29 protein-coding genes are annotated in these 26,978 nt (G+C 42.2%); 17 read left to right on the top strand and 12 right to left on the bottom strand.

The annotated features are described in order from the left end of the window. Window positions 1–261: 261 nt before the first annotated feature. From BGP78_RS09325 to BGP78_RS09310, 3 genes are all read right to left on the bottom strand, one after another. Window positions 262–1,875, bottom strand: coding sequence for a PepSY domain-containing protein (locus BGP78_RS09325; RefSeq protein WP_119861143.1), 1,614 nt, complete (start codon window positions 1,873–1,875; stop codon window positions 262–264). Beyond that, window positions 1,872–2,189, bottom strand: a complete 318-nt coding sequence (locus BGP78_RS09320; protein ID WP_119861142.1) for a hypothetical protein — start codon at window positions 2,187–2,189, stop codon at window positions 1,872–1,874. Before BGP78_RS09320 ends, BGP78_RS09325 begins: the two co-directional genes overlap by 4 nt. Before the next feature lie 744 nt (window positions 2,190–2,933). Further along, window positions 2,934–3,359 (bottom strand): Spy/CpxP family protein refolding chaperone, encoded by a 426-nt coding sequence (locus tag BGP78_RS09310; RefSeq protein ID WP_119861140.1) that lies wholly within the window; start codon window positions 3,357–3,359, stop codon window positions 2,934–2,936. Between the two features lie 153 nt (window positions 3,360–3,512). Here BGP78_RS09310 and BGP78_RS09305 point away from each other — a divergent pair, with 153 nt between their 5' ends. Genes BGP78_RS09305 through BGP78_RS09295 form a run of 3 tightly spaced genes read left to right on the top strand, consistent with a single transcriptional unit; the run spans window position 3,513 to window position 6,548 of the window. Beyond that, a complete protein-coding gene (locus BGP78_RS09305; RefSeq protein WP_119861139.1) occupies window positions 3,513–4,199 on the top strand; it encodes a response regulator transcription factor in 687 nt (228 codons plus the stop codon). Further along, window positions 4,180–5,583, top strand: coding sequence for an ATP-binding protein (locus BGP78_RS09300; RefSeq protein WP_119861138.1), 1,404 nt, complete (start codon window positions 4,180–4,182; stop codon window positions 5,581–5,583). The genes BGP78_RS09305 and BGP78_RS09300 overlap by 20 nt, the downstream gene beginning before the upstream one ends. Next, window positions 5,580–6,548 carry an alpha/beta fold hydrolase gene (locus BGP78_RS09295; protein ID WP_119861137.1) on the top strand — a complete coding sequence of 323 codons (969 nt, stop codon included), beginning with the start codon at window positions 5,580–5,582 and terminating at the stop codon, window positions 6,546–6,548. The genes BGP78_RS09300 and BGP78_RS09295 overlap by 4 nt, the downstream gene beginning before the upstream one ends. Here the strand turns inward: BGP78_RS09295 and BGP78_RS09290 are convergent. Next, on the bottom strand, window positions 6,506–7,351 hold the full coding sequence (locus BGP78_RS09290; protein ID WP_119861268.1) for a cation diffusion facilitator family transporter: 846 nt from the start codon (window positions 7,349–7,351) through the stop codon (window positions 6,506–6,508). The genes BGP78_RS09295 and BGP78_RS09290 overlap by 43 nt on opposite strands. A gap of 193 nt (window positions 7,352–7,544) precedes the next feature. Here BGP78_RS09290 and trmL point away from each other — a divergent pair, with 193 nt between their 5' ends. Then, window positions 7,545–8,009 (top strand): tRNA (uridine(34)/cytosine(34)/5-carboxymethylaminomethyluridine(34)-2'-O)-methyltransferase TrmL, encoded by a 465-nt coding sequence (gene trmL, locus BGP78_RS09285; protein WP_119861136.1) that lies wholly within the window; start codon window positions 7,545–7,547, stop codon window positions 8,007–8,009. Between the two features lie 49 nt (window positions 8,010–8,058). On the opposite strand, the gene gpsA is transcribed toward trmL, so the two are convergent. Genes gpsA through BGP78_RS09265 form a run of 4 tightly spaced genes read right to left on the bottom strand, consistent with a single transcriptional unit; the run spans window position 8,059 to window position 10,291 of the window. Beyond that, the gene (gene gpsA, locus BGP78_RS09280) at window positions 8,059–9,066 is read right to left on the bottom strand and encodes an NAD(P)H-dependent glycerol-3-phosphate dehydrogenase (protein WP_119861135.1); all 1,008 of its coding nucleotides are present in this window, start codon (window positions 9,064–9,066) and stop codon (window positions 8,059–8,061) included. Window positions 9,067–9,069: 3 nt separating this feature from the next. Further along, window positions 9,070–9,555 (bottom strand): protein-export chaperone SecB, encoded by a 486-nt coding sequence (gene secB / locus BGP78_RS09275; protein ID WP_119861134.1) that lies wholly within the window; start codon window positions 9,553–9,555, stop codon window positions 9,070–9,072. Window positions 9,556–9,589: 34 nt separating this feature from the next. After that, on the bottom strand, window positions 9,590–9,847 hold the full coding sequence (gene grxC / locus BGP78_RS09270; protein WP_010362429.1) for a glutaredoxin 3: 258 nt from the start codon (window positions 9,845–9,847) through the stop codon (window positions 9,590–9,592). A 12-nt stretch (window positions 9,848–9,859) separates the two neighbouring features. Continuing rightward, window positions 9,860–10,291 (bottom strand): rhodanese-like domain-containing protein, encoded by a 432-nt coding sequence (locus BGP78_RS09265; RefSeq protein ID WP_119861133.1) that lies wholly within the window; start codon window positions 10,289–10,291, stop codon window positions 9,860–9,862. Between the two features lie 264 nt (window positions 10,292–10,555). Between BGP78_RS09265 and gpmM the strand changes: the two genes are divergently transcribed. The 5 genes from gpmM (at window position 10,556) to BGP78_RS09240 (ending at window position 15,877) form a co-directional block, all read left to right on the top strand. After that, window positions 10,556–12,100, top strand: coding sequence for a 2,3-bisphosphoglycerate-independent phosphoglycerate mutase (gene gpmM / locus BGP78_RS09260; RefSeq protein WP_119861132.1), 1,545 nt, complete (start codon window positions 10,556–10,558; stop codon window positions 12,098–12,100). Window positions 12,101–12,102: 2 nt separating this feature from the next. Further along, window positions 12,103–13,236: a murein hydrolase activator EnvC gene (locus tag BGP78_RS09255; RefSeq protein ID WP_182912256.1), complete on the top strand. Its 1,134-nt coding sequence runs from the start codon at window positions 12,103–12,105 to the stop codon at window positions 13,234–13,236. 37 nt (window positions 13,237–13,273) lie between these two features. Then, window positions 13,274–14,497 (top strand): S41 family peptidase, encoded by a 1,224-nt coding sequence (locus BGP78_RS09250; protein ID WP_119861131.1) that lies wholly within the window; start codon window positions 13,274–13,276, stop codon window positions 14,495–14,497. Between the two features lie 35 nt (window positions 14,498–14,532). Next, the gene (locus BGP78_RS09245) at window positions 14,533–15,309 is read left to right on the top strand and encodes a divergent polysaccharide deacetylase family protein (protein WP_259386254.1); all 777 of its coding nucleotides are present in this window, start codon (window positions 14,533–14,535) and stop codon (window positions 15,307–15,309) included. A 148-nt stretch (window positions 15,310–15,457) separates the two neighbouring features. Further along, on the top strand, window positions 15,458–15,877 hold the full coding sequence (locus BGP78_RS09240) for an HPP family protein (protein WP_119861130.1): 420 nt from the start codon (window positions 15,458–15,460) through the stop codon (window positions 15,875–15,877). 80 nt (window positions 15,878–15,957) lie between these two features. On the opposite strand, the gene pepB is transcribed toward BGP78_RS09240, so the two are convergent. Continuing rightward, window positions 15,958–17,253, bottom strand: coding sequence for an aminopeptidase PepB (pepB, locus tag BGP78_RS09235; protein ID WP_119861129.1), 1,296 nt, complete (start codon window positions 17,251–17,253; stop codon window positions 15,958–15,960). An 82-nt stretch (window positions 17,254–17,335) separates the two neighbouring features. Here pepB and sfsA point away from each other — a divergent pair, with 82 nt between their 5' ends. The 8 genes from sfsA to BGP78_RS09195 all read left to right on the top strand — a co-directional run bounded on the left by sfsA (window position 17,336) and on the right by BGP78_RS09195 (window position 23,580). Then, complete coding sequence (gene sfsA / locus BGP78_RS09230; protein ID WP_119861128.1) at window positions 17,336–18,043, top strand: DNA/RNA nuclease SfsA; 708 nt, start codon at window positions 17,336–17,338, stop codon at window positions 18,041–18,043. 174 nt (window positions 18,044–18,217) lie between these two features. Continuing rightward, window positions 18,218–18,661 (top strand): RNA polymerase-binding protein DksA, encoded by a 444-nt coding sequence (gene dksA, locus BGP78_RS09225; RefSeq protein WP_119861127.1) that lies wholly within the window; start codon window positions 18,218–18,220, stop codon window positions 18,659–18,661. A 12-nt stretch (window positions 18,662–18,673) separates the two neighbouring features. Beyond that, entirely contained in the window at window positions 18,674–19,579 is a 906-nt protein-coding gene (gene gluQRS, locus BGP78_RS09220; RefSeq protein WP_119861126.1) for a tRNA glutamyl-Q(34) synthetase GluQRS, read from the top strand. Window positions 19,580–19,821: 242 nt separating this feature from the next. Next, window positions 19,822–21,174, top strand: coding sequence for a polynucleotide adenylyltransferase PcnB (gene pcnB, locus BGP78_RS09215; RefSeq protein WP_119861125.1), 1,353 nt, complete (start codon window positions 19,822–19,824; stop codon window positions 21,172–21,174). Beyond that, window positions 21,171–21,653, top strand: a complete 483-nt coding sequence (folK, locus tag BGP78_RS09210; protein ID WP_119861124.1) for a 2-amino-4-hydroxy-6-hydroxymethyldihydropteridine diphosphokinase — start codon at window positions 21,171–21,173, stop codon at window positions 21,651–21,653. The genes pcnB and folK overlap by 4 nt, the downstream gene beginning before the upstream one ends. A 33-nt stretch (window positions 21,654–21,686) precedes the next feature. Continuing rightward, window positions 21,687–22,481 carry a 3-methyl-2-oxobutanoate hydroxymethyltransferase gene (panB, locus tag BGP78_RS09205; RefSeq protein WP_119861123.1) on the top strand — a complete coding sequence of 265 codons (795 nt, stop codon included), beginning with the start codon at window positions 21,687–21,689 and terminating at the stop codon, window positions 22,479–22,481. Next, window positions 22,481–23,329 carry a pantoate--beta-alanine ligase gene (gene panC, locus BGP78_RS09200; protein WP_119861122.1) on the top strand — a complete coding sequence of 283 codons (849 nt, stop codon included), beginning with the start codon at window positions 22,481–22,483 and terminating at the stop codon, window positions 23,327–23,329. The genes panB and panC overlap by 1 nt, the downstream gene beginning before the upstream one ends. Window positions 23,330–23,340: 11 nt before the next feature. Then, window positions 23,341–23,580, top strand: coding sequence for a hypothetical protein (locus tag BGP78_RS09195; protein WP_119861121.1), 240 nt, complete (start codon window positions 23,341–23,343; stop codon window positions 23,578–23,580). Window positions 23,581–23,797: 217 nt separating this feature from the next. Here BGP78_RS09195 and BGP78_RS09190 read toward each other — a convergent pair whose 3' ends face one another. The 3 genes from BGP78_RS09190 to phoB form a co-directional block, all read right to left on the bottom strand. Further along, window positions 23,798–24,766: a PstS family phosphate ABC transporter substrate-binding protein gene (locus BGP78_RS09190; protein ID WP_119861120.1), complete on the bottom strand. Its 969-nt coding sequence runs from the start codon at window positions 24,764–24,766 to the stop codon at window positions 23,798–23,800. 70 nt (window positions 24,767–24,836) lie between these two features. Continuing rightward, window positions 24,837–26,171, bottom strand: coding sequence for a phosphate regulon sensor histidine kinase PhoR (gene phoR, locus BGP78_RS09185; RefSeq protein WP_119861119.1), 1,335 nt, complete (start codon window positions 26,169–26,171; stop codon window positions 24,837–24,839). Between the two features lie 34 nt (window positions 26,172–26,205). Then, window positions 26,206–26,895, bottom strand: coding sequence for a phosphate regulon transcriptional regulator PhoB (gene phoB / locus BGP78_RS09180; protein WP_010362411.1), 690 nt, complete (start codon window positions 26,893–26,895; stop codon window positions 26,206–26,208). Between the last annotated feature and the right edge of the window lie 83 nt (window positions 26,896–26,978).

The following is a 26,978-nucleotide window of genomic DNA, read 5'->3' as shown; positions in this document are numbered from 1 at the left end:
GGATAAGGGTTTTAGAATAGAAAATGTTTTTAAAACAAACTTACCTACAATCCAATGATGATATTTTACTCAATATCAAGGCGCTTTTATGCAGTAATAGCGAGCTATTACAAATAAAAGCAACGCCAAGAGTGAGAAAAATAGCTTTATTGGGCAAATTTGCTTATCCAGAGCTGAGGTTAAATAGTAAGTCATCACACTGAACTCACCAATAATAAGCAAAGCACATGAGGTGTTCAGAAAGCTCTGAACACCCTCTTCTTATGCAACATTAAGTGCACTGCTGGCCACCTTGTTATGAGGTGGAATATACCAGACACTGTTTATATCACTGCCCAGAGCACGCTTGTGAGTTTTATGACTCATCCCCCAAAAGGCTGCACCAAATGTAGCGGCAACAACTTCGACACTAACGGTTGTTAAATCATATGCAGGCCAAATACCAATAGCGGGGACCAAAAAGGCTAACAGTGAAGTCATTGGAATGCTAAAACACAGCAATGCAATCGCTCGCATACCGACAATGGCGGTTCTCGGCGCACCATAAATAAACGCAGTGCCAAGCGTCACAAAAAATGTGATGTAATATAACCACATGTAAGCCACATTAATGTTTAAACTTGCAATACTTAACCATTTCGATGCGGCAAAAGCGCAGGCAATACCAGCAATGGAGCCCAAACTGATCCCTACCGTTAATTTAGCTAATATTATACTGGCTCTAGATTGCTCTAAAACTTGTGCTTTGCGACGCTTTTCAAGCCACAATAAATTGCCGCTATAAAACAGAATCGCGCCTAATAGGCCCATAATAAAATACGCCCAACGACCGAAATCTCCCCCAAAGCTGCCAAAATGCAGACCAAAAAAGCTCGAGACAATACTACTCCACACGCCTTGATCGCCCCCTTGTACACTACTGGTTGATATTTCAAACGTATAAGGCTGCATATAAAGAAAATCTGTAATTGGGCCGCGCATCACGGTATCTAAGTTCACTATTTTAATGGCTGCACTTGGCCCTTGCTCAATCAAACCACTAAAGTCGATGTTTTCAATCGTATAGTTGGGCGCATACTCAGTTACAGCCTGTCGTAGCTCAGCGAGCTTTGGTAAATCGGCAACCTGATACACAATTTCAGACTCAGCATTGCGCTTAAACATCGGTTTGTCGCCATATACCTGAGACAACCCACCATAAAGTAAATCATGAAAGGCAAAGACAAATACAGTGAAAGAAATAATGATATGGAACGGTAAACTACTCACACCAATTAAATTATGGGTATCAAGCCAAAAGCGCGCTTTAGATTTAGTATGGCGTAGAGCAAAAAAGCTTTTGGTAAGCGTCGGCAATAGGAAGATCACACCAGAAACTAACGCGATAAAATATAAAAATGAGGCGATCCCTAGTACATAGACCCCCGCCTGATCATGCCCTATTTCACCAATGATACCTGCGGTACGATGTAAATAATCCACCAGCATTGATAACTCATTGACGTGGCGAAGCTCAGCAACTAATTCTCCGTTATCATTGAGCGTGGCATGATAGACTTGATCGTCCAAAGAGAGCCCGCGTGCACTGCCCGTCTCATACCAAGTAATAGGTGAATGGTCTTCTGAGAAATGCAAACTCACAGAGTCTGCCGCACTCGGGTAAGCGGCTAACACTTTTTGCAATAATTCATCATATTGCGCCTCTTGTACTTGTGGCAACTGATAACTTGCCGGCGTCGCCCACTGGTCGATTGCCCCTCGGAACATGGTTAATGAACCCGCAAAAAAGCCAATAAACAGCAATAACCCTGCACAAATACCGGTCCACGTATGAAGCGTTTGATATGTCCGTATTATATCGGCGCGAATTTTCATAATAGATCCTTAATAATGAATAAGCAGCCAAACACACATAGATTTCCTATCACTAAACTGATGGCCGCTTCTTTCGCAGTTTTAAATAAGTAGCTAAACGTCACAATCAGCATCCATAGAGGCGTTATCATCCACATATGCATTTGTGATTTCCATAGTAAACGTTCACTACTGAGGTCGCTGTGCAGGTTATCTGGGCCAGCCCAAGCAAAAAGCCCTACCAATCCAAAGCTCAAAGTTAAACCAAGCACAACACCAATCAATGTTTTCCATAGCCACTGAGTGCGGCTTGTAGCTATTTTATGTGTATTCACTTTTTGACCTTACTGAAAAAAATAACGCTGGGTAATATCACTAAGCACAACATGCTCATCATCAACCAACTAAGTAAAACAGCCACCCCACTAAACTGCAGCGTTGCTATATACAACGCACTGCTTATAAATAAGAAACCAAGCCACTTACAATATTTAGGCAGTGGTTTTGCATACAAGTGCTGGTGTTTATTACTGCCGTATAACAAAAAAACGGCACACAAAATCAGGCCAACTAATAAACTTATGATCACACAAACTCCGTTTAATTTTACTACAGCGAGTATCTACTATAGAAACAGCTCGAATTATACCCAAGAATTAAGGGCACAACAACGCCAAACAAAAAGACATTAAATATCATTTGCATTTAACTTTAAAGGGTGAGGGTATACAAGTGAATTCGCGAGGCATAAATAGAACAAAAGCGTGCCTTTAAGGTATGCACGCTAATAATTGTGGATATAAAGAAAACTAACTAAGGGGAGTATTAGGGGTTGTTGATCTTTCAGGTTCATTTTTGCAGAAGTTTGATTGGCTTTTATACAAGGCAGAGGCTGCGTAGCATGGTTATTCCATGTGAGTCAGCCGATAACATAGTAGAAAAGCCAATCAAGCGCTGCCTACCGGTTCTTTTGAGCGCACTTTTCTCTTTGTTGCTTAATATTCGCTTAGATTACTAGGCCACACATTAAGCACCGTGATAAAAGCACGCTCAAAGAGAACAGCAAAGATCAACAGCCCCTAGTTACGGCGCCTTCTTTTATTCTGAATATGTGCCAACTTTTCACGCTGCTGCTCATCTAACAGATGCCAAATTTGCTGCTTGCTTTTCAGTTTAGCAAGTAACATTTGCGCTTTTACCGCTTGCATTTGAGTTATGGTTTCTTTGGCCTGTTGCTCGTCAAAAGTATCTGATTCAACAATATTCTTAAAAGCTTGTTTATTATCAGATCGCATGGCTTTTGCGGCTTTCATTTGCGAACGTTTTTCAGACAATATTTCTGCTATTTTTGTTTGCTGTTTATCAGTTAAAGATAACTTAGCGGCAGCATGGCCGGTAAGTAAAAAGTGCTTACCACTGTGGTGTGAGTTTCCAGCATGTGCCAGTGACGTAAATAACATGCCTGAGCACAGTATAATTGAGGTTAAATTAGTTTTAATATTCATATTATTGACCTTTGGAGTGAAAAATTAAACGACCAATCCAGTGTATTCGCTGTAATGAAAAGCAACGAAAAGCAATGTAAAGGCTGTGTAAAGATCTGCAATTTAATATTCAGCGCGGTAAACTAAGAGAAAATAGACCTTGTACTGGACCTCATGAGCAAATTACTTTTAATTGAAGATGACCATGCACTTAGTGACTTATTAAGTGACTATTTAACCTCACAAGGATGCACGGTAGAACAAGCTTTTGATGGTTTAGCTGGGTTAGAACAAGCAACCTCTCACCATTATGACGTTATTTTGTTGGATGTGATGTTACCGCATTTGGATGGATTTGAAGTACTCAAACGCATACGCCTCACACACCTAACCCCTATCATTATGCTTACCGCAAAAGGTGATGATTTTGACCGAATATTTGGCCTCGAGCTCGGCGCCGATGACTATTTACCCAAACCCTTTAATCATAGAGAGCTGCTTGCCAGAATACATGCCATTTGTCGCAGGGTAGATTTTATAAAACAAACCGATCAGCATGAGCAATTGTTATCATCATCGCACGTCACCTTAAATGTTGCCGCACGCAAAGTCATCGTCAATGAGCATGTACTCATACTCACTGGCACCGAGTTTTCAATCTTGCAAAAACTCATGGGGAGAATTGGTGACGTCGTTAGTAAAGATGTACTAAGTCAACATGTACTTGGACGTAGATTGGCGCCATTTGACCGCTCTATAGATATGCATGTCAGTAATCTACGAAAAAAAATAGCGCAATATAGTGATATACAGTGCATTCAGACTATTCGCGGGAGTGGCTATGTCTTTTTGGCAGAATAGACCCCGCTTTACCCTATGCCACTTTAACCAACCTGGTTCACTATTTTACCAAGCTTTTTTTGGGTTCTGGCTGACTATTTTAGGGATATTTTTAATGTTACTGCTGCTAAGCCAATTACATCCGGAGCAGCTAGAATCAAAACAGTTACATGGGAAAATGCTCGGCTCATTGACACATCTGCAGCGTAATATTGAACGCCTCGTCAACATTAAAAATAAGTCAATTGACAAGGTATTAAAACACGCTCGCTTTACGGAAAATAAATGGCTGTACTTATCCCATCAAAAAATAGAGCAAAGTATTAGCTCTAAACCAAATAAACAAAATATTGACCTCTCGCTGTTGTACTTTGACACTCCAACGCCTGCGCTGTTTATTGTCACTGATAGATATTATGCATACGGCCCAATTTCTATCACGTTGCATAACGAGCAATACCAGTTATTCCAAATAAAACCGTTACGCGATCCGCCTTTTGTTACCCGGATTAAAATGCTGCCTTTTTGGCTCAAAGCACTCGCCGTATTACTTCCCTCAATAATACTCAGTATTGTGTTTAGCCGACGCTTAATCACACCTTTGAGTGAGCTAGGGCGAGCGGCTAAGCGATTGGCCAAAGGGGAACTTTCTACACGTGTAAATGTCCCGACAAGACGCCAAGATGAAATTGCATCATTAATGCATGACTTTAACTTTATGGCTGAACGCTTGTCTGATAGTGTTCACGCGCACAAACAGCTATTAGCGGATGTATCTCACGAACTAAGATCTCCTTTGACGCGATTAACTTTGGCAAACGCCATGGCACAAGATACACAAGGTGAAACACAAAAAGATTATTTAATACGTATTGAAAAAGAAGCCAAGTGTTTAGATAACATGCTAGCAGATGTTTTAACTTTATCCCGCTTAGAGCAAAACCAACAAACCTTACAAATTCAAGATATTAGCCTTGACGCACTCGTTCAAAATTTATTCAGCGACGCCCTCTTTGAAGCGCAACAAAAAGACTGTACATTTATTCACGATGTGCCTCCTACTTTACTGTTACAGTGTGATGCGGCATTGCTCAATAGTGCCATCGAGAACGTTATACGTAATGCGATAAAATATGCACAGAGTAAAGTGTCTGTCACTTTTAAACACACAGATACATCTGTCAGTATTTTTGTTTGTGATGATGGCCACGGTGTAAGTGATGACGCATTAATGCGACTTTGTCAGCCATTTTATCGGGTATCCGATTCACGCAACCGAAGTACCGGCGGAATTGGTTTAGGTTTAGCGATTACAAAACGCGCAGTTTCTGCACATAATGGTAAACTTATACTTAAGCACAACAGTCCAAGCGGGCTCGCGGTAGAGATCAGGCTCCCACTATGAACTTTTATAGTCACAGTAAACACCTTGTACAGCACCAAAAAGAGATAGAGCAGCACTGGCAGTCATGCCGACAAGGCTATTTTTCAGCAAAAAGCGGCAAGCTATTTTACGCTTATCATGTCCCACAAGCGGCTAAGTACAGTATTGTACTTATCAATGGCCGTATTGAATCCGTGTGGAAGTATCAAGAGTTATTATGGGAGCTTGCAAAAAATAATATTGCCGTATTCAGTTATGATCATATTGGCCAAGGACTGTCCCCTCGTACATTAACCAATCCTCATATTGGGCACGTACACCGTTTTAATGATTACACTGACGATTTACACTGTTTTATGCAAAATATTGTAGAGCCTAACGCCGTCGGTACGACGTTTATGTTAGCCCATTCAATGGGCGCAGCTATCAGTTACGATTACCTCGCCAACTACCCACATGCTGTAAGTGGTGCGTTTTTAAGCGCGCCCATGTTTGATATTCAAACACATGACGTGCCCTATTGGTTAGCTAAAATCATAGCACGTCTTGGCAGTATGCTTGGCTTTGCTAAACTCTATGCGTTTGGTCAAGGTGACTATGAACCACCCGAGTTTTGGGACAATAAATTAACCCAGTGCGCAACACGCTATCAACGTTTTCGAACTTTGTACCAAAACGAAGCTGAATTGCGCTTAGGGGGCGTGAGCTTTAATTGGCTATCTGAAACATTTAACACAATTGCTAAACTGCCCACTTTCACGCCTAACATCCCAATCCATATTGCCAGCGCCGAGAATGACCTTATTGTAAATAATCAGGCACAAACAGACATGGCCAAATTACATCGCAATATTTCAATTAGCCATTATACAAGTGCACGCCATGAGCTATTATGCGAGGTTGACGACACTCGTCATGCTGTCTTATCGCAAATGTATCACTTTTACGATGCGTTGGCATTCACAGCTAAAGAAACAGGATCTTGATGAATAAGCACATCCACCTCCCCTTCAAAAGCAGCTTCAATGCTCTGAACTACCTCATCAGCCACATGGTGTGCCCTAATCAAAGGTAAGTTATCATCAAGCTCTAAGTGCAACTGAATGAACTTCACTTTACCACTTTGTCGGGTGCGTAATTCATGAACACCAAACACGTCTTCATGGCTTGAAGCGAGTAATATAATTTCGGTTTTTTCATCATCCGGCAATTCTTTATCCATCAAATGATCGGCACTTTCTTTGGCGATATCCCAGCAGTTATAAAGTAAGTAACCAGCGACCCCTATTGCAAAAATCGGGTCTGCATATTGAACACCATAATAAGACAGTAAAATGGCGATCAACACGGCAATATTGAGCAAAATATCGCCTTTATAATGCAGAGCATCGGCTTTGACTGCAATAGATTGCGTGCGTTTGACCACTTGATGCTGTACAAATACCACCAACAGCGTACAGACAATAGCAAATAAACTCACCCATACGCCCAACAGCGATTGCCCCAGTTCAACTGGGTTGAATATACGCTCGATGCCATGAAAAGCTAGTAAGCATGCAGACCCTGCAATAAAGGCGGCTTGACCAAGCCCGGCAAGCGCTTCAGCTTTTCCATGTCCAAAACGGTGATCGTCATCCGCCGGACGCAGCGCATAACTTAACACTAAAAAGCTCATCATAGACGCGCTAATATCTAACATAGAGTCAGTTAACGACCCTAGCATTGCAGCGCTACCCGATGATAACCAAGCCCAACACTTGGTCGCTATCATAAGGCTCACCATCAACATGGTAAAGACACTGGCAAACCGAACTAAAAAATTATAACTACGTTTCACATTATCCTCCGCCGTTACGACTTGGCGATACTACTGCAAGTAACTTACCACATGCAAATTAAAGGCATATGACATCACTTCTAAAATAGTTATCGCGCTGTCATCTTTTCGATATACTAGTGCTATTACATTATTCGAGGTTATTATGTTAGATATTGTACTATACCAGCCAGAAATCCCACCTAACACGGGTAATATAATCCGTTTATGTGCCAACACCGGTTATTCACTGCATTTAATCGAACCATTAGGGTTTGAGTGGGATGATAAACGCGTAAAGCGCGCTGGGTTAGATTATCATGAATTTAGTGATGTTCAACGCCACGCATCTTTTGCAGAGTACATAGAAAAGCAACAACCTAAACGTATCTTTGCCTGTACAACAAAAGGCACTAAATACCATCACCAACCAGAATATCAAGCTGGTGATTGCTTGCTATTTGGGCCTGAAACCCGTGGACTTCCTGATGATATAATTTATTCACTACCTGAAGAGCAGCGCTTGCGTATTCCTATGCGCCCAGACAGTCGTAGTATGAACCTATCAAACGCGGTGGCTGTTTTTGTTTATGAATCTTGGCGACAGCTCGACTTCATTAACGCTAAATAGCTACCCTATAACAGGTTTATAGACTACATACAAAAAAGCGGAGATGTTATCACTCCGCTTTTTGTTCTCGGCTTAATAATGCCATTGCCGCTTCTTTCACATCTTTTTGCTGATATAGCACCTGATAGATTTGTTCTGTAATGGGCATTTCAATACCTGAACGTTGAGCTAACAAGTACACTTCTTTGGTGTTCCGATAGCCTTCAACAACCTGACCAATGCTATCCATCGCTTCTTGCACCGCAAGGCCTTTACCCAAAGCAATACCAAATCGTCGATTCCTCGACTGATTATCTGTACAAGTTAAGATCAAGTCACCTAACCCAGCCATCCCCATAAAGGTTTCAGAACGCGCTCCTAATGCGCAGCCTAGTCGACACAGCTCAGCTAAGCCGCGCGTGATCAAAGCCGTTCTTGCATTCGCACCAAATCCAAACCCGTCAGACATACCCGCACCAATCGCAATCACGTTTTTAACTGCACCACCTAATTGAATGCCAATAAAATCGTCATTATTGTAAACACGGAATGAACGGCCACAATGCAGTAACTTAGCCAGCTCAGCAGCAAACTCACTGTGTGTCGCCGATACTGAAATAGCCGTTACAAGCCCAGCCGCCATTTCTTTAGCGAACGTTGGTCCTGATAGAACTGCCAAAGGAATGTCATCACCGAGCTTTTGTGTCGCAACATCTTGCAGTAGTCGACCTGTTTCGGGCTCTAACCCCTTCGTTGCCCATGCAACTCTTGCATTAGGTAAAAGGTCTCCCTGGATCTGCTCTAGCGTTTGACCAAACGCGTGACTGGGTACTACCATCAACACTAACTCACTGGCTTGAACCGCCTTTTGTAAGTCGGCTTCTAATATCAAGGAATCTGGGAAGGTAATATCTGGTAAGTAACGTTGGTTCTTGCGCTCAGCTGCTAGCGTCTCAACGTCTTGCTGGTTTCTACCCCATAATGTTACTTTGTGACCATTTCGGGCAAAACAAATAGCAAGGGCGGTGCCATAAGACCCCGCCCCTAAAACAGTTACAGCTGTATGTGCTGATGTCATCAATTATGCGTCAGCAGTTTGCTCTGCTTGCGCAGCTCGTTGTTGCATGTACTGAGAAAACAACGCATCAAAGTTAACTGGTGCTAGGTTTAACTGTGGGAAAGTACCACGGTTAACAAGACCAGCTACAGCTTCACGCGCATACGGGAACAAAATGTTAGGGCAATAAGCACCTAGCATATGAGCCATTTGTAGCTCTTCTAATTCTGCAATAGAGAAGATACCGGCTTGTTGAATTTCACATAAAAATGCCGTTTCTTCACCAATCGTTGCTGTCACAGTCAGTGCAAGAACAACTTCATATACATTTTCATCAAGCTTATTTGAACGCGTGTCCATGTCTAACTTAACTTCAGGTGTCCACTCTTTTTGGAAGATAGCTGGAGAATTAGGCGTTTCAAACGATACATCTTTAGTAAAGATACGTTGAATGTTAAATTGTGCGCCTTCTTGTTGCTCTGCCGCTGCGTTTTGATTTTGTTCAGTCATGAGTGTTCCTAAATTAAATTTTTTGTTTGTATAATTATGCTGTTAGCAAGGTATCAAGTTTACCTTGAGCTTCTGTGGCCATAAGATCATCACAGCCACCAATATGCTTATCATTGATAAAAATTTGCGGTACCGTATATGCCCCATTCGCTTTATCAATCATTTCATCACGTAGCTCAGGTTGAACACCAATATCATACTCTGTATATGTGACACCTTTTGCATCAAACAATGCTTTGGCACGATGACAAAATGGGCAGTAATCTTTACTGTATATAACAACCTGGCTCATTGAATTCTCTCTTTATTTTCCTGATGTAGTCGGCAAGCCTGCATTTTGCCAAGCTCCCATACCACCATTTAATACGTAAACCTGCTCAAATCCAGCTTTATGCATGGTATTTGCGATGCCAGAAGCAGTCATACCCGTGGTACATACCAATATAATGGGTTTGCTTTTGAGTTTTTCAAGGCCAACAAATTCACTTTGTTTTGCCTTTTCAGCACTTAAATGCTTTGCGCCGGCAATTTGTCCCGCATTAAACTCTTTAATCGCCCTAATATCAACAACCTGACCTTCTTCACGATTAACCAATAGCGTTAATTGCTGAGGATTAATTTGTCTAATTGCAGAAAACTTACTTTTAATAAAGCTGCTTACTATCATTGCGACTATCGCCAACCAAATAATACTTAATACAGCATGATTGCCAATAAATTCAATATATTGTTCCATGAACCTTCCAACTTTAGTCTCGCAGCAAAGCGCAGCGATTATGTATGATTTTTAATAACCCCGAAGTATACATTTTGCGATCACTTGGGTATAGCCCTTTATTAACTCGGCCATAAACAAATCAAAACTCAAACTGGGTGAGCATCAGTAAACTTATTATTTAATCCTTCACAACGTGAGCATAAATCATCGCTCACGGGCTGAACATTGATGTAAAACAAGGTATGCTAGACCCAGACATCGTGCCATATTTCAGGAGCTCAAATGACTGCACAGAAAAAACCACTTGTTCTAATGATTTTAGATGGTTGGGGTTACAGAGAAGAAACAGAAAGTAACGCAATTTTAGCCGCAAATACTCCGGTATTAGATGAACTATGGCAAACCCAACCTCATACACTTATTTCAGGTTCAGGTTTAGATGTGGGATTACCTGATGGACAAATGGGTAATTCAGAAGTAGGTCATGTCAATTTAGGCGCTGGACGTATCGTTTACCAAGACTTTACCCGTATTACTAAAGCCATTGATGATGGTGAATTTGAGCATAACCCCGTACTTGTGTCTAATATTGATAAAGCGGTCGCGGCAAATAAAGCCGTTCACTTAATGGGCTTATTGAGCCCTGGTGGCGTGCATAGTCATGAAGATCACATCGTCGCTGCTATCAAATTAGCAGCACAACGAGGTGCACAACACGTGTACTTTCACGCATTTTTAGACGGACGTGATACACCACCTCGCAGTGCTGCAGCTTCTATTGAACGTGTTGAGGCCACGTTTGCATCGTTACAATGTGGCCGATTAGCATCTGTAGTAGGCCGTTACTATGCCATGGACAGAGATAACCGTTGGGAACGAGTCGAAACAGCCTATGACCTTATCGTTAATGCCCAAGCACAGCATCACTATAACTCAGGTATTGATGCATTAAATGCTGCGTATGAGCGTGATGAGAACGATGAATTTGTCACTGCATCTGCCATCCAACCACAAAACGCCTCGGCTGCAACCATTAACGATGGTGATACCGTTATTTTTATGAACTTCAGAGCTGATAGAGCGCGTCAAATGACACGGGCATTTGTCGATGACGGGTTTACAGGCTTTACTAAAAAACGTGCACCTGAGTTAAGTGCATTTGTGATGATGACTGAATACGCCGCAGACATTGATGCACCCGCTGCATTTGCACCTGAAGCACTCAACAATGTGCTGGGTGAGTGGCTTGCCAAACATAATAAAACTCAACTGAGAATTTCTGAAACAGAAAAATACGCACACGTTACTTTCTTTTTCAGCGGTGGACGCGAAGACCTATTTGAAGGTGAAAAACGAGAACTTATTCCTTCACCTCAGGTAGCAACTTATGACCTGCAACCTGAGATGAACTCCGAACTACTCACTGACACTTTAGTTGCAGCAATTCATAGTGGTGAACATGATGTGATAATCTGCAATTATCCCAATGGTGATATGGTTGGTCACTCAGGCGTATTTGACGCAGCTGTACAAGCCTGTGAAGCAGTAGATGCCTGTATTGGCCGTGTCGTTGCTGCGCTTAAAGAGGTGGGTGGTGAAGCACTGATCACCGCCGATCACGGTAATGCAGAGCAAATGGCTAATCCGGCAACAGGACAAGCGCATACCGCCCATACCAGCGAACCGGTTCCCTTTATTTATGTTGGCCGTGACGCACAACCGCACTCAGGTAAAGCGCTCAGTGACGTTGCCCCCACCATTTTGCATTTAATTGGTATGGAGCAACCAGCAGAAATGACCGGTACTCCTATTATGACGATAAAATAACTATGCACATCACCTTGATCAGGTGTGTTTTGTTTATATGTTCATTGACCGCAACCTATGTTGCGGCCAATGAGTCTCGTACTAAACAAGACTTAACCGAAGTACAAAAAGAGCTAAAAAAAAGCCAAAAAACTTACCAACAGCAGCAAAAAAATATCACCGCGTTACAAAGTACGGTAAAAACACACGAACTAGATATTGCCAAAAATGCTAAAGCATTGTCACTGACTCAACAAAGCATCAATGAAAATCAACAACAACAATATGCCTTGCTCAATGAGTCGAAAAGACTTAACAAGCAAAAGCAAAAGCTGCAAGGCTTACTCGCTTCTCAACTAAAAAGTGCCTATATGACCGGTACTCATGACTATTCAAAAATGCTGCTCAACCAAGAATTAAGTGCAACCTTTGAGCGCACCTTGAGTTATTATGATTACTTCAACAAAGCGAGAATTTCACAACTTGAGCGTTTAAAAATGGTTGTGGCAGACCTGGCTGAAAATCAAAACAAACTGGCGCGAACACAAAATAAATTGGCCAAACTACTTACGCAGCAAACCTCACGAAAAAACGCATTAGCCGCTTTGCAAAAGCAACGTAAAGAGAGTTTAGCCGCACTTAATAAAACACTTGGCAAAACACAACAAGCAATCTCATATTTAAAAGAAAATGAGAAAACACTGCTCGCGACATTAGAAAATTTAACCAAGATAGAAGTGCCAGAAAAAATTACCCTCAATGGCCTAGCGCAACAAAAAGGTCAATTGCTCTTTCCTAGTAAGGGCCGCATAAAGCACCGCTTTGGACAACGCAAACATGCCGGTATGAACTGGAAAGGCATTGTCATTAAATCCCCTGCTGGGCAACCAGTAAATAGTATTGATCAAGGTCAGGTCGTTTATGCAGATTGGCTCAATGGTTTTGGCTGGGTCATCGTCGTTGATCATGGAAAAGGCTTTATGAGCCTATATGGTCATGCACAAACCTTATTAAAAGATGTGGGGGATCTAGTCTCTGACGGTGAACCTATCGCATTAGTCGGGCAAAGCGGCGGTCAGCCTAGTTCTGGTCTATACTTTGAAATACGGCATAAGGGAAGCGCTGTCGACCCAGTAAAATGGTGCAGAGCAAGTTAATTGATTAACTGTGCTGCCCAAGACATTGGAGCAGCACATGATAAAGAAACACCTATTTTTAGCGCATGTTCAACATGTAACCCACCAATGGCAGGCGTTCTGCTATATGATATTGCTTGGGCTCGCCTTACACATTCACAATGCGGCAGCCACGTCCCAGTTTGATAACGAACAAATTAACGAAATTGTTTATCACATACATACTTATTATGTGGAAGACATCCCACTCAGTCATATTCAATCGAATAATATTAACACCCTATTTGACCAATTAGACTCTTACTCTAAATACTTACCAGAGCACGAGTTAGACGCCATTTTTAGTGCTGCAAATGGTCGCTATACCGGGATTGGTATCGAAGTTGAGCGCGTTGATGACCGCATTGTAATTGTGAATACGTTACCAGGCTCACCTGCCGCACAAGCCGGCATAGAAGGAGGTGACAAGCTTGTCGCAATAGGGACTGATGATGTAACGACCAAAGATATCGCTCATGTTTCTAAACTACTTAGAAACGCTGAATTTGCAACGATTAATATTACCGTCGAGCGTGCTAAAACGAACCTTACATTAGCCTTACGTAGGCAAGAAATTAATCTGGAAAGCGTGAATAGCCAGCTATTGAGAAGCGGTAATGGGTATATCGAGTTAAACAGTTTTAATAACCATAGCTATCATGACATTTCTCGGCATATCAACAAATTGATCAGTAAAAATGGTTCGCCATTAACAGGGCTTGTGCTCGACCTCAGAGACAACCCAGGAGGGACACTCAGTAGTGCGGTGGCAATTTCAGACCTTTTCTTGCAAGCAGGGACTATCGTGACCACTAAAGGCCGCTTCTTCGATGCAAACCAACGCTTCACAGCGCAAAGTGGTGATATTCTAAATGGCGCGCCCATCGTAGTGCTGATCAATGAACAATCCGCATCGGCTGCAGAAATAGTGGCGGGTGCATTACAAGACAATGAACGCGCCTTGATCATAGGTAAACAATCTTATGGGAAAGGCTCTGTTCAATCTCTCATTCCCTTGGGGAATGGGACGACTGCGTTAAAACTCACAACCGCACGTTACTTCACGCCATCAGGGCGATCGATCGAAGGCGTGGGCATTAAACCAGATGTGATAATAACACCGCAAAACCTTTCGAATTTAGACAAATCCGTTATAATGACTGATGAACAAACGACCAATCTCGCAATATTGGCCAAGCTTGATTCACATATAGTAACAGCGAAAAAGCGACTCAAAAAATAATAACTATTTTATAAAAACAAAGATAAGTAGGAACCGTGCTACGGACACTAATTTGGGGAGTACTCTGGTTTTGCTTGGCACTCGCACCTTGCTATGCAAAACAAATTGCCATTGTTATTGATGACGTTGGTAATCACGAGCGTGATCTTGAACTTCTGAACCTTCCAGGGCAGTTGTCTTTTTCGATCTTGCCACACACCCCTTATTCACAGTCATTCGCTCGACTTGCAAGTCAAGAAAACAAAGAATTACTCCTGCATGTCCCTATGCAAGCAATAGAAAGCAAAGAGCTTGGCCCCGGCGCGCTAACATTAGACATGAACAAATGGCAATTACAAACCACATTAGGGCATGCGTTAGCAACACTCCCCCAAGTTAAAGGTGTGAACAACCATATGGGCTCTGCCCTCACTCAATACATCACCCCGATGGTCTGGACCATGGAGATCTTGAAAAAGCGCGACTTATTTTTTCTAGATAGTCGCACGACTGAGCAAACTCAAGCACAACATGCAGCCAACTTATTTGGCGTAAGAAATATCGGGCGGCATGTCTTTTTAGACAATGTACTCACGCAAGCAGCGCTTGAAGCCCAGTTAACAGCACTTAAAACCCTTGCTGAACACAAGCATGGGGTTATCGCAATTGCGCACCCTTACCCAGAAACGGTTAAATTTTTACACAAAATGCTACCGGAGTTAATTGAGCAGGGGTATGAGTTAGTTCCCGTCTCAGAGCTAGTTCAACACAAATATATCCAACTGGCTCAACAGCAAAGTCATCTCTTCACACAAGTACCCGCCAGAGATTAACGCTCTCTGCCTCGAGTAAGGCGAAATTACACCTCTCGACATCATTTAACGTTTTTATTGATATCAGTCAGGTGTTCGGTATTTTTTTATACAAAACAAACTCAGTTCGGTTATAACTAAATACTCCAGCAGAAATTTAGGTAGTGAGATGTTACAGACAGTTGCAGATTTAATGACTCCAAACCCATTTAGTGTGAAACAAGATCAGTCTTTACGTGATGCACATGACTTAATGCGTTCTAAGGGCATTCGCCATATTCCCGTCGTTGACCACCAAGGAGCCCTATGCGGTATGCTTACTCAAAAAGTCATGGTGGCAGAAATCATGCGTATTTTGGCTAACTACGGCCCAAATGCATTAGAGAGAAAAGAAAAACACACCACAGTCACTGAGATCATGGCAACCGACTTTACCACCCTCACTCCCGAACAGAGTTTAAGTGATGTGGCCCAATTTTTTGTCGATAACCGACATGGGTGCATGCCTGTGATCAATAGAGACAATACCTTGTTAGGAATTTTAACGTCTTCTGATTTTGTCAGGCTAGCTGCGGCTTTGCTGTCTTAACTCTGTCGCAAAGTCCCATGATTTTGGCAATAAAAAAGCATGCCAGAGCATGCTTTTTTAACTTAAAACCTTTTATTCAATTAGGCTTTTTCTTGTAATGTACGTGCAATAGTACGCATACCTAATGTTGTTGCACCTGCCGACCATTGACTGCCCGCATTATTTTGAAATGCCGCAGCTAAATCAATATGAACCCAACCTTGCCCTTCATTTGGTACAAAGCGCGCTAAAAAACCTGCCGCATTCGATGCGCCACCAAAGCCGCCACCTTTTTGTGCCCTGCTATTTGCTGTATCAGCATACGGCGATGGGCAGTTGTTTTTATGCCAAGGCTCAAGCGGTAATGGCCACGCAGCTTCAAATTCATCGCTCGCAAACTGTTGCACGTCGTTTACAAGTGCTTTATCTAAGCCAAACAGCGCGTTATATTCTTGGCCAACGGCCACTAATGCCGCACCGGTCAAGGTTGCCGCATCAATGATTAACTCAGCGCCCGTTTCACCCGCCGCCATTAAGCCATCAGCTAATACCAAACGCCCTTCCGCATCAGTATTAACAATTTCAACGGTCGTGCCATTTTTATATGTTAAAATGTCACCCAACTTATAAGCATGGCCAGAAATTAAGTTTTCTGCACAGCATAAGAAAAGCTTAATACGTTTTTTCATACCGCGCTGAATTGCCAGAGCGAGGCCTGCAGTGACGGTTGCCGCGCCACCCATATCGCACTTCATACCCAGCATGCCTTCACTCGATTTAATTGAGTAGCCACCTGAATCGAATGTGATCCCTTTACCCACTAGAGCTGCACTCACTGGTGCATTAGCATCTCCCGTCGGGTTGTAATCTAGCTCAAGTAACACTGGTGGGCGCTCACTGCCACGGCCTACTTCGTGAATACCAATCCATTGCTGTTCAAGCAATGCGTTACCTTTGATAATTTGATAGCTGACATGCTCAGGTGCAAGTGATTGAATGAACTCGGCAGCATTTCCCGCTAAGCTTTCTGGGTAAACATCTTCCGCGGTACCATTGATCATACTGCGCGCCCATGAAGCTGCTGTTTGTAAAGCAGCTAATTCCGTCAAATCTGACTGAGCATTTTCAACAAATGTAACACCGGCCAGTTGTTTCGGGCTCACAAAGCCTTGATAAAATGCCCACTGTGATTCAGTACACCAAGTGTCTCCTGATAAAGAAACGCTTTTTATCCCTTGCTGTGCGATGCTACGCGCCGCTTTTTGAATGTTTTTTAAAGTCTCATTTTCTTGTAAATGGATCGTCGCGCCATCTTCAGAAAACGATAGCCCTGTACCTTGGCCCCAATGAGATGCGGCAGCTTGTTCACTTAAACGAACAATAAATTTATCAGACATTTTATCTTAACCTTTGCGCTTATATTATAAGACTCAGTGTACACTAGGGTTTTGTATCACCCAACTGACTTGCGATTAAACCATGAAATTTTCAAGCGCATTAAACGAAGCGCAATTAATTAAACGATATAAACGATTTTTGGTCGATTTAGTCGAAGCCGACGGCGCTGAGTTCACCGTGCATTGCGCAAATACGGGCAAAATGACAGGCTGTGCTGACCCTGGTTTCAAAGCTTTTTACTCCACCAGTAAAAATACCAAGCGAAAATACCCTCACTCTCTCGAGCTCACGCAAAACACGCTCGATCACCTAATTTGTGTCAATACCAATCATGCGAATAAGGTCGCTATTGAAGCATTGAAAATGCACCAAATACCCGAACTTTTAGATTATGAGATACATCAAAGTGAAGTGAAATATGGCACAGAAAACAGTCGTATAGACATACTTTTACGCGATCCTAATCGCACTGACTGCTACATCGAAGTCAAATCAGTCACATTATTAGAACAGCAACAAGGGTATTTTCCCGACACGCAAACCCTCAGAGGTCAAAAGCACCTAAGAGAGTTAATACAGATGAAACTACAAGGCCATCGTGCAGTACTTTTATTCATGGTTATGCACACAGGCATCGAATCCGTTAAGCCTGCTGCACATATAGACCACGAATATGCTAAACTGCTTGTTAAAGCTAAAGAAATGGGTGTTGAAATTTACGCATACAACACCATGATCAGTCTTGAAGAGATAAAAATAAAACACCGTGTACCGGTATTAATGGCTTGAGTTTTAAAAACCCGCCCCCATATCGCTGCTCATTAGAATTTAACCTCTATGACTGATTCTTGCCCACTCAAGCATTAATTTGTGAGACAAAGTATTTGCTAAGGGTGTGAGATTCTGCTATTTATAGCCGCCGGCGTTAGCTGGGGTATTGTGTTAAGGATTTAGGAGAATGCTATGCCAGACCAAAAGAAACTAGGGTTGTTGGCTCAAGCCGGTTTACAACCATATCAGGAAAAACCAGGCGAAGAATACATGAATGACGCACAACGTGCGCATTTTAAAGCAATATTAGATGCATGGCGTAAAGATCTACGAAATGAAGTAGATCGTACAAAAACGCACATGCAAGATGAAGCAGCAAACTTTCCAGATCCTGTAGACCGTGCAGCACAAGAGGAAGAATTTTCTTTAGAACTACGTACACGAGATCGTGAACGTAAACTCATTAAGAAAATAGAAAAAACACTGCAACTGATCGAAGACGATGATTTCGGCTTCTGTGAGTCTTGTGGTATTGAAATTGGGATCCGTCGCTTAGAAGCACGTCCAACCGCTGATTTATGTGTTGATTGTAAAACACTGGCCGAAATTAAAGAAAAACAAAACGGTAGAGGTTAAACTCTGCCATTTATGCTTACCCCAGCATTACCCACCGAAGGGAGCTATCGTGGCCGGTTTGCTCCTTCGCCATCTGGACCGCTTCATTTTGGGTCATTAGTGGCCGCACTCGCCAGTTACCTTGCAGCAAAGCAGCAAAATGGAAAATGGCTTGTTCGCATGGAAGATATTGATACCCCCAGAATGCTCAAAGGGGCTGATAGCCACATTCTACATACGTTAGAAGCGTTTGGCTTGTTTTGGGATGAACAGGTTATCTATCAGAGCTTGCGACATGACTATTACAACGATGTACTCAGTGAGTTACAGCAGCAAGATTTGATTTACCCCTGTGTTTGCACCCGCAAAGAAATAAAGCGCAATGGAGGATTATACTCGAATCATTGTAGATCGTTACAACACGCCACTGAAGGTAATGCACTGCGTCTAAAGCAACATCACCCTGTATTGCAATTTATAGATATGATCCAAGGCCAAGTCAATATCTCATCGTTGTTGGCACATGAAGATTATATTGTAAAACGCCGTGATGGGTTGCACGCTTACCAGCTTGTTGTTGTGCTTGACGACATCGCCCAAAATATTAATCACGTTGTGCGTGGTGCTGATTTACTTGAGCCCACAGCTCGGCAACTTGGTTTATACCAACAACTTAATAAACCGGCTCCACATTATGCACACGTACCAGTCATTGTTACCGAACCAGGTTTGAAGTTATCAAAACAAAACCATGCACCAGCCATTGACACAAATACACCTCAACCGGCCTTATGCAGCGCACTGGATTATCTAGGGCTATCAGTACCAAAAGAGATCGCACACAATCGCACTGAGGATATTTTAAACTGGGCGCACGAGCACTTTAATTTGCAGGCTATCCCGTCTGTTGGTGAGCTCCAACTCCACGAATGTTCCTAATCTAAGATTATTTATCACCTGTAACTTAATTTTTTTACTTGGCTGGTATATCATAGCGAGCCTTATAAAATCGCCTACACTATAAGCGATTGGCAGCAAGTACTTTAGGTCCCTGATTAACCGCTCATAAATAAAGCAGTTAGCTAAAATACACTGGGTCTGATATTTAGTCGAAACATGCATTGGTATGAGTTTTTAGGAGACAGGTTATTATTTCTAAGCTATTAAAATTTTGCAGACAGCTGGTCAATGGTGAGAAAGCATCATCAGAACTTGTCACTTGTGCTGAACCTCAAGTAATCCCACGTAGTGAGCACAGTATATCTCGCAAACACTTTAGCCCTAATGCTATTAAGGTGCTGTATCGCTTAAAAGACGGTGGTTATGACGCCTATTTAGTCGGTGGATGTATTCGCGACATTCTACTGGGCGTTGAACCAAAAGACTTTGACGTTGTAACCAACGCAACACCCGAACAAATTAAAAAACTATTTCGTAACTGTCGTCTAATTGGTCGCCGGTTCCGCCTAGCCCACATTGTATTTGGCCGAGAAATCATTGAAGTCGCGACGATGCGCGGACACCACGAAGCCAGTGCAGATAAAAATCAAACAAGCCAGTCAAGTGAACACGGTCAACTACTGCGTGATAACGTCTATGGTTCGATTGAAGAAGACGCTGAACGCCGTGACTTCTCTATTAATGCGCTTTACTACTCTATTAAAGATTTTACCATTCATGATTTTGCCAATGGTATGGACGCAATTGCGAATCGCAAAATAGAATTAATCGGCGACCCAGAAACGCGCTACCGTGAAGATCCCGTTCGTATGCTTCGTGCGGTGAGGTTTGCAACCAAATTAGATATGGAAATTGCACAGCCTACTAAAGACCCTATTTATGAGCTATCCGAGCTATTGTCACACATTCCTGCAGCGCGTTTATTTGAAGAAACCCTCAAATTATTCTTAAACGGAAAAGCCCAAGAGAATTATCATTTACTGCGTGAATTTGGCTTATTCAAGCAGCTATTTCCAGCACTGGACGACATCATTGAAAACAGTGAAACCGGCTTCGAGACTAAATTTATAGCGCAAATGTTTGCTAACACGGATAAGCGAATTAATGCCGAGAAAAAGGTAACACCGGCCTTCGTTTATGCCGCGTTATTATGGTTCCCGCTATTAAAGCGCAGTGAGCAACTACAAAAAGAAGATATGCCGCTATTTGATGCATATGCTCAGGCAATGAACCATGTGCTAAGCGAAAATGCGCAGCATGTCGCGGTGCCAAAACGCTTTACGTTAGGTGCCCGTGATATTTGGCATATCCAACTACGTTTAGATAAGCGCGCAGGACAAAGAGCTTATCGCTTAAGCCAACAACCTCGCTTTAAAGCCGCTTATGACTTCTTACTATTACGTGTCGAAAGTGGTGAGCAAGAACAAGCTGACCTTGCACAGTGGTGGACCGAGTATTTACAACAAGATGTAAACGGCCAAAAAGACATGGTCAAAGGGTTAGGGCATGGTGACTCAAATAAACCTCGTCGCCGTTTTCGCCGTAAACCGAAAAAGAAACCGAGTGACTCATGAACACTGCCTACATAGGCTTAGGGGCCAACTTAGATGATCCGATAGCGCAGCTACACAATGCGGTTGATGCGCTAAGAAACTTGGCTCAGTGTCAACTAATAACAGTGTCTAAGTTTTATGCATCTAAACCTATGGGTCCACAAGATCAGCCTGATTATGTTAATGCAGTAGCTAAGTTAAGCACCTCTCTTGCGCCTGAGGCCTTGTTAGACTCATTACAAAAAATAGAGCTTGAACAAGGTCGACAACGAAAAAGTGAACGTTGGGGTCCTAGAACGCTAGATTTAGATATTTTGTTATTTGCGAATGATATTATAAATACACCACGATTAGTGGTTCCTCACTATGGTTTATGCCAGCGTGAATTTGTGGTTTACCCATTATTAGAGCTAGAACCAGAGCTCATTCTACCTGACGGTAGAACATTGCAAAGCATCAGTAACAATGTGGCATTAAATAATCTAATACCACTTAACTAATAAAAACGACTTCCGTATTGAAAAGGAAATGACATGCCTAAAATAACTGTATCGACCTTGGCAAAAATGAAGCTAGAGCAAAAAAAAATTACGGCACTAACAGCCTATGATGCTAGCTTTGCAAAGTTATTTCATGACAATGGTATCGACATTGTCTTAGTGGGCGATTCACTGGGTATGGTACTGCAAGGCGGCGATGATACATTAGCGGTTACCACTGATGAAATTGCCTACCATACTCGCTGCGTACGCGCTGGTAGCAAAGACTTATTTGTTGTTGCTGATATGCCCTTTATGAGTTACGCAAATCCACAGCAAAGCTGCGAAAATGCAGCAAAGTTGATGCGTGCTGGTGCCAACATGGTAAAAGTGGAAGGTGGCGAGTGGCTTCATGAAAGTATTCAAGCACTCACCCAGCAAGGGATCCCCGTTTGTGGTCATTTAGGTCTTACACCACAATCTGTGCATGTATTCGGTGGATTCAAAATTCAAGGCAGGGAACAAGAACAAGCTGATAAAATGGTCGCGGATGCCCAAGCCCTAGAACGTGCCGGTGCACAGCTTCTGGTTATTGAGTGTATTCCATCAGCATTGGCTAAGCGTATTACAGAAGAAGTCAATATTCCCGTCATTGGCATTGGTGCAGGTAAAGATACCGATGGACAGATCCTGGTCATGCATGACTTAGTGGGCATATCAGCAGGATATATTCCTAAGTTTTCTAAAAATTACTTAGCTGAAAGCGGTAATATGCCTGATGCAGTTAAAAATTATTGTTCAGACGTTAAATCTGGCGCATTTCCAACTTCCGAGCATGAGTTTAATTAATGCAGTCTACCTCAGAAATTAAATCACTAAGAAGCCAAATCAAAGCCTGGCGACAACAAGGGTTAAGCATTGCATTTGTACCAACTATGGGCAATTTGCATTTAGGCCATTTTTCATTGGTCGAAAAAGCAAAAACACTCGCCGATAAAGTCGTAGTGAGCATTTTTGTTAATCCTATGCAATTTGGTGCTAATGAAGATTTAGATAACTACCCTCGCACCCTAAGTGAAGATAAAAACGGCCTAGCTGAACTGGGTACTGATATGGTATTTACCCCTACCGTTGAGTCTATTTATCCAAATGGGCTCGCTGCACAAAGCTATGTAGATGTGCCTGATATTTCACTTGGCTATTGCGGTGGCAAGAGGCCGGGTCACTTTAAAGGCGTAGCAACCGTGGTTACTAAGCTATTTAATATGGTCCAGCCTGACTTTGCTTGTTTTGGTGAGAAAGACTATCAACAACTGCAAGTGATCCGCACCATGGTGCGTGATTTATCAATGCCTATCGAAATAATTGGCATTGCAACACAGCGAGAGTTTTCAGGGCTCGCTATGAGCTCTCGTAATGGTTATCTAAGTGATAGTGAAAGAGATACCGCAAAGGTGCTATATCGCACGCTCACAGAAGCAGCAGATAAACTCAAAGCAGGTAATACTGACTTTACCTTAATAGAAGACCAAGCAAAGGAAACCCTACAAAAGCAAGGGTTACAACCTGATTACTTCGCCATTGCAAACAATAATACATTAAAGCCTGCTACACTTGATGATGATCATTTTGTGATCTTAGCTGCCGCATTTTTAGGATCAGTGAGATTAATAGATAACTTACAAGTGTCAATCTAGAAGGAAGTAAGATGAAAGCAGTGCTACCTCTGTGCGCAATGGCATTATTAAGTGCCTGCCAAACAAATAATTCAGCTGAGTTAAATCACTGCGCTCAGCAAAACTATCAATGTGAGAGCAGCTGTGGGCAAAGTAGTCTACCAGATACGATGTCACAGCAGCTATGTAATAACGAGTGCATCGAAACTTTTAATCAATGTAAAGTTCAAGCAGAGAAGTTGACAAAAAATATTGACTCTCAATATCAGTAATATCAATCATGTGAAGTCTAGGGCATACTCTTGCACGCGAAAAGCAGCATAACAACGGTAAAAGTCTTTTGAGTATAACTGTGACTGCAAAAGTAACTCACTCCGTAGGATGTCGTTTTAGCTTATAGAGTAGTATTAATGCTTAGGATGATAGCTACCCCTTATCTGATACAAAAAAGCAGCTCAATTGAGCGGCTTTTTTCTAAATTATTTTATCTTACAAAAGACCTAGCTTCTTCAGCTCAATGGTCGCCATCTTGCTAGATAACGGCACATAACCATCTTTCTCAACAATTTTCTGGCCATCTTTTGATAGCACCATTTTTAAGAACTCGGCTTCAATTGGTGATAACGGCTTGTTTGGGTGTTTATTTACATAAACATACAAGAATCTTGATAAAGGATACTTACCTTTAGCAACATTTTCGAGTGTTGCATCAACAAAGTTATCGCCCTTCTTAGCCAAAGGAACCGTTCTGACACCCGATGTCTTGTAACCAATACCAGAATAGCCAATTGCATTAACAGAAGATGAAATTGACTGAACAACAGACGCAGAGCCAGGCTGTTCATTTACATTATTTCGAAAGTCACCTTTACATAGGGCTTTTTTCTTAAAGTAACCGTATGTGCCAGATACTGAGTTGCGCCCGTACAACTGTACATCTTTTGCAGCCCAATTACCCGCTAAGCCAACATCGCTCCAACGTTTTACTTCTTCCCCAGCTCCGCACTTGCGTGTTGAAGAGAAAATAGCATCAACTTGGTCAATACGTAAGCCTTCAATTGGGTTATCTTTATGCACGAATACTGCCAGTGCATCTATTGCAACGCGTACTTCTGTTGGTTTATAGCCATAACGCTTTTCGAATGCTTCAATTTCTTTAGACTTCATTTTACGGCTCATTGGGCCAAAGTTAGAAGTCGCTTCTGTTAAAGCTGGCGGCGCTGTTGAAGAACCCGCAGCCTGAATTTGAATGTTTACATTTGGGTAAATACGCTTGTACTCTTCTGCCCAAAAGGTCATCATGTTAGCAAGCGTATCAGAGCCAACTGAAGAGAAGTTACCTGAAATACCGCTAGTTTTATTATACTCAACTAAATTTTTGTCTAATGCTGACGCCTGTGTTGCGACAAGTGTTGTAACAGCTACGCCCATTGCGGCGACTAAACTTTTGAATTTCATTTGGGTTGCTCCAATTGTTCTTCCCATTAAATTACGCGATTCATTCTGCCGCGTTTTAATGACAATAAAATTACTTTAAAATGACACTTTCATGACTTTCATCATTTGTCATAATTTTTACTTTCTCTGATGCAAATGCAAAAGAAAAACACGATCCCTCACCCACTGTACTTTGGATCTCTAAGCTAGAATCATGTCGTGTTAATACATGTTTGGTGATCGCTAAACCAAGACCAGATCCGCCCGTTTTTCTGCTACGCGCTTTATCAACACGATAAAACCGCTCTGTGAGGCGGTTAATATGCTCAGGAGCGATCCCATCACCATTATCTTCAACAGAAAAGCACGCTTGATCCTCTATAAGCTGCCACTTAACGACAACTCGCCCCTCTAACTTTGTATAGTGGATCGCATTAAATACCAAATTAGAGAATGCACTGCGTAACTCATCAGCGGAACCAAGAATATCTAAATGTTTATCTACTTCAAAAATCAATTCATGGTGCTTATCTTGATTAACTGAATGGGCTTCAGTTTGGATCAATGCCAACATATCCGGTACACGAACGGGTCTGTCTTTCTCCTGTCGACGCGCCCCCTCTATGCGTGACAAAGACAGTAATTGATTCACAAGGCTATCCATCCGTTTGCATTGCTCTATCATGGTGCCATGTGCTTTCTCCCACATCATAGGAGGTGGCATATTGTCCGCATCCATCATCTCTAAATATCCAGTAACGACTGTTAATGGCGTTCTTAGTTCGTGAGATACATTGGCGACAAAATCTTTACGCATCTGCTCTAGCTGCTTTAAACGTGTGATATCTCGTACCACCATCATTAATTGTTCAGCATAGGGCATAACTCGAAACTCAAGCACTTGCTCGCTTGCATGCCCTGAATCTAGCTCTAATGGATCATCAAAGTCATGTGATTGCATGTACTTTATAAATTTAGGATCTCGGATCAAGTTGTCTAAGCGCTGACCATGATCTGTTGGCCACTGTAGACCAAGAACTTTTAGTGCCAGTTGGTTACACCAAACAATACTTAAATCCTGTTGCAACACAACCACAGCATCAGGTACTGCTTCAGCCCCTTCTCTAAAGCGGCGGATCAATTCAGCTAATTCGTTACGTTTTTTACGATTACGATGCTGAAGGTGGTAAATCCCTTCAAATATTTGTTCCCAAGCGCCTTCCCCTTCTGGCGGGTTAAAACTACGCTGATTCAGTAACCAATCACTTAATCTATATAATTGGTGATAATGCCAAAGCAATAATGATAACGCACCGATAAACAATAAAATAAACGGTGCGCCAATCAAAATACCGATTAATGTTAAAGGCAAAAAATACAAAAACAGGCGCTTAAACAACGCCTGCTTATTAATCACTCGGTACATAAATGATTGACCCTAATAACAATGTGCCATGCACTTACAACTTACTTGAAAATCGATATCCTGCGCCACGCACAGTTTGCACCAGTCGATCATGTCCTAAAGGAGCTATCGCTTTGCGTAAACGTCGAATATGAACATCCACCGTACGGTCTTCAACATAAACATTGGTGCCCCACACATGGTCAAGTAACTGTTCTCGACTATACACTCGCTCTGGGTGCGTCATAAAGAAGTGTAATAAACGGAACTCTGTAGGTCCCATATCTAACTCACTGCCCGCAGAAGTAACTCGATGTGAAATAGGGTCTAATCTTAATCCATGTACTTCAATCGCTTCTTCTAGTGAAGTCGGAGACACTCGGCGGATCACGGCTTTAATTCTTGCCATAAGTTCTTTCGGAGAAAAAGGTTTGGTGACATAATCATCAGCTCCCACCTCGAGGCCTTTTACTTTATCCTCTTCTTCCCCACGCGCAGTCAACATTATGATTGGTATTTGTCGTGTGTACTCACTTTGCTTGAATTTTTTCGCAATTTGTATACCACTGCCACCAGGTAGCATCCAATCTAGCAATACCATATCTGGATACGGTTCAACCATTGCAGTAATTGCTGAATCGTAATCTTCTGCTTCAATTGCTTGAAACCCATTTTGTTCCAGCACAAATACCAACATCTCTCTGATAGGTGCTTCATCATCAACTACAAGTACTTTACGTGACATTCCCAATGTTCTCTTTCATTACCGAAGATGTTTTCATTATTATGACTTAGTGTGACAGTTTTATGAAAGTGTAACGTGGATTG

The organism is Pseudoalteromonas sp. MSK9-3 (assembly GCF_003590335.1).
Taxonomy (GTDB): domain Bacteria; phylum Pseudomonadota; class Gammaproteobacteria; order Enterobacterales; family Alteromonadaceae; genus Pseudoalteromonas.
Note: the sequence above shows the minus strand (reverse complement) of the source record. Positions and strands in the feature narration are given on the sequence as shown.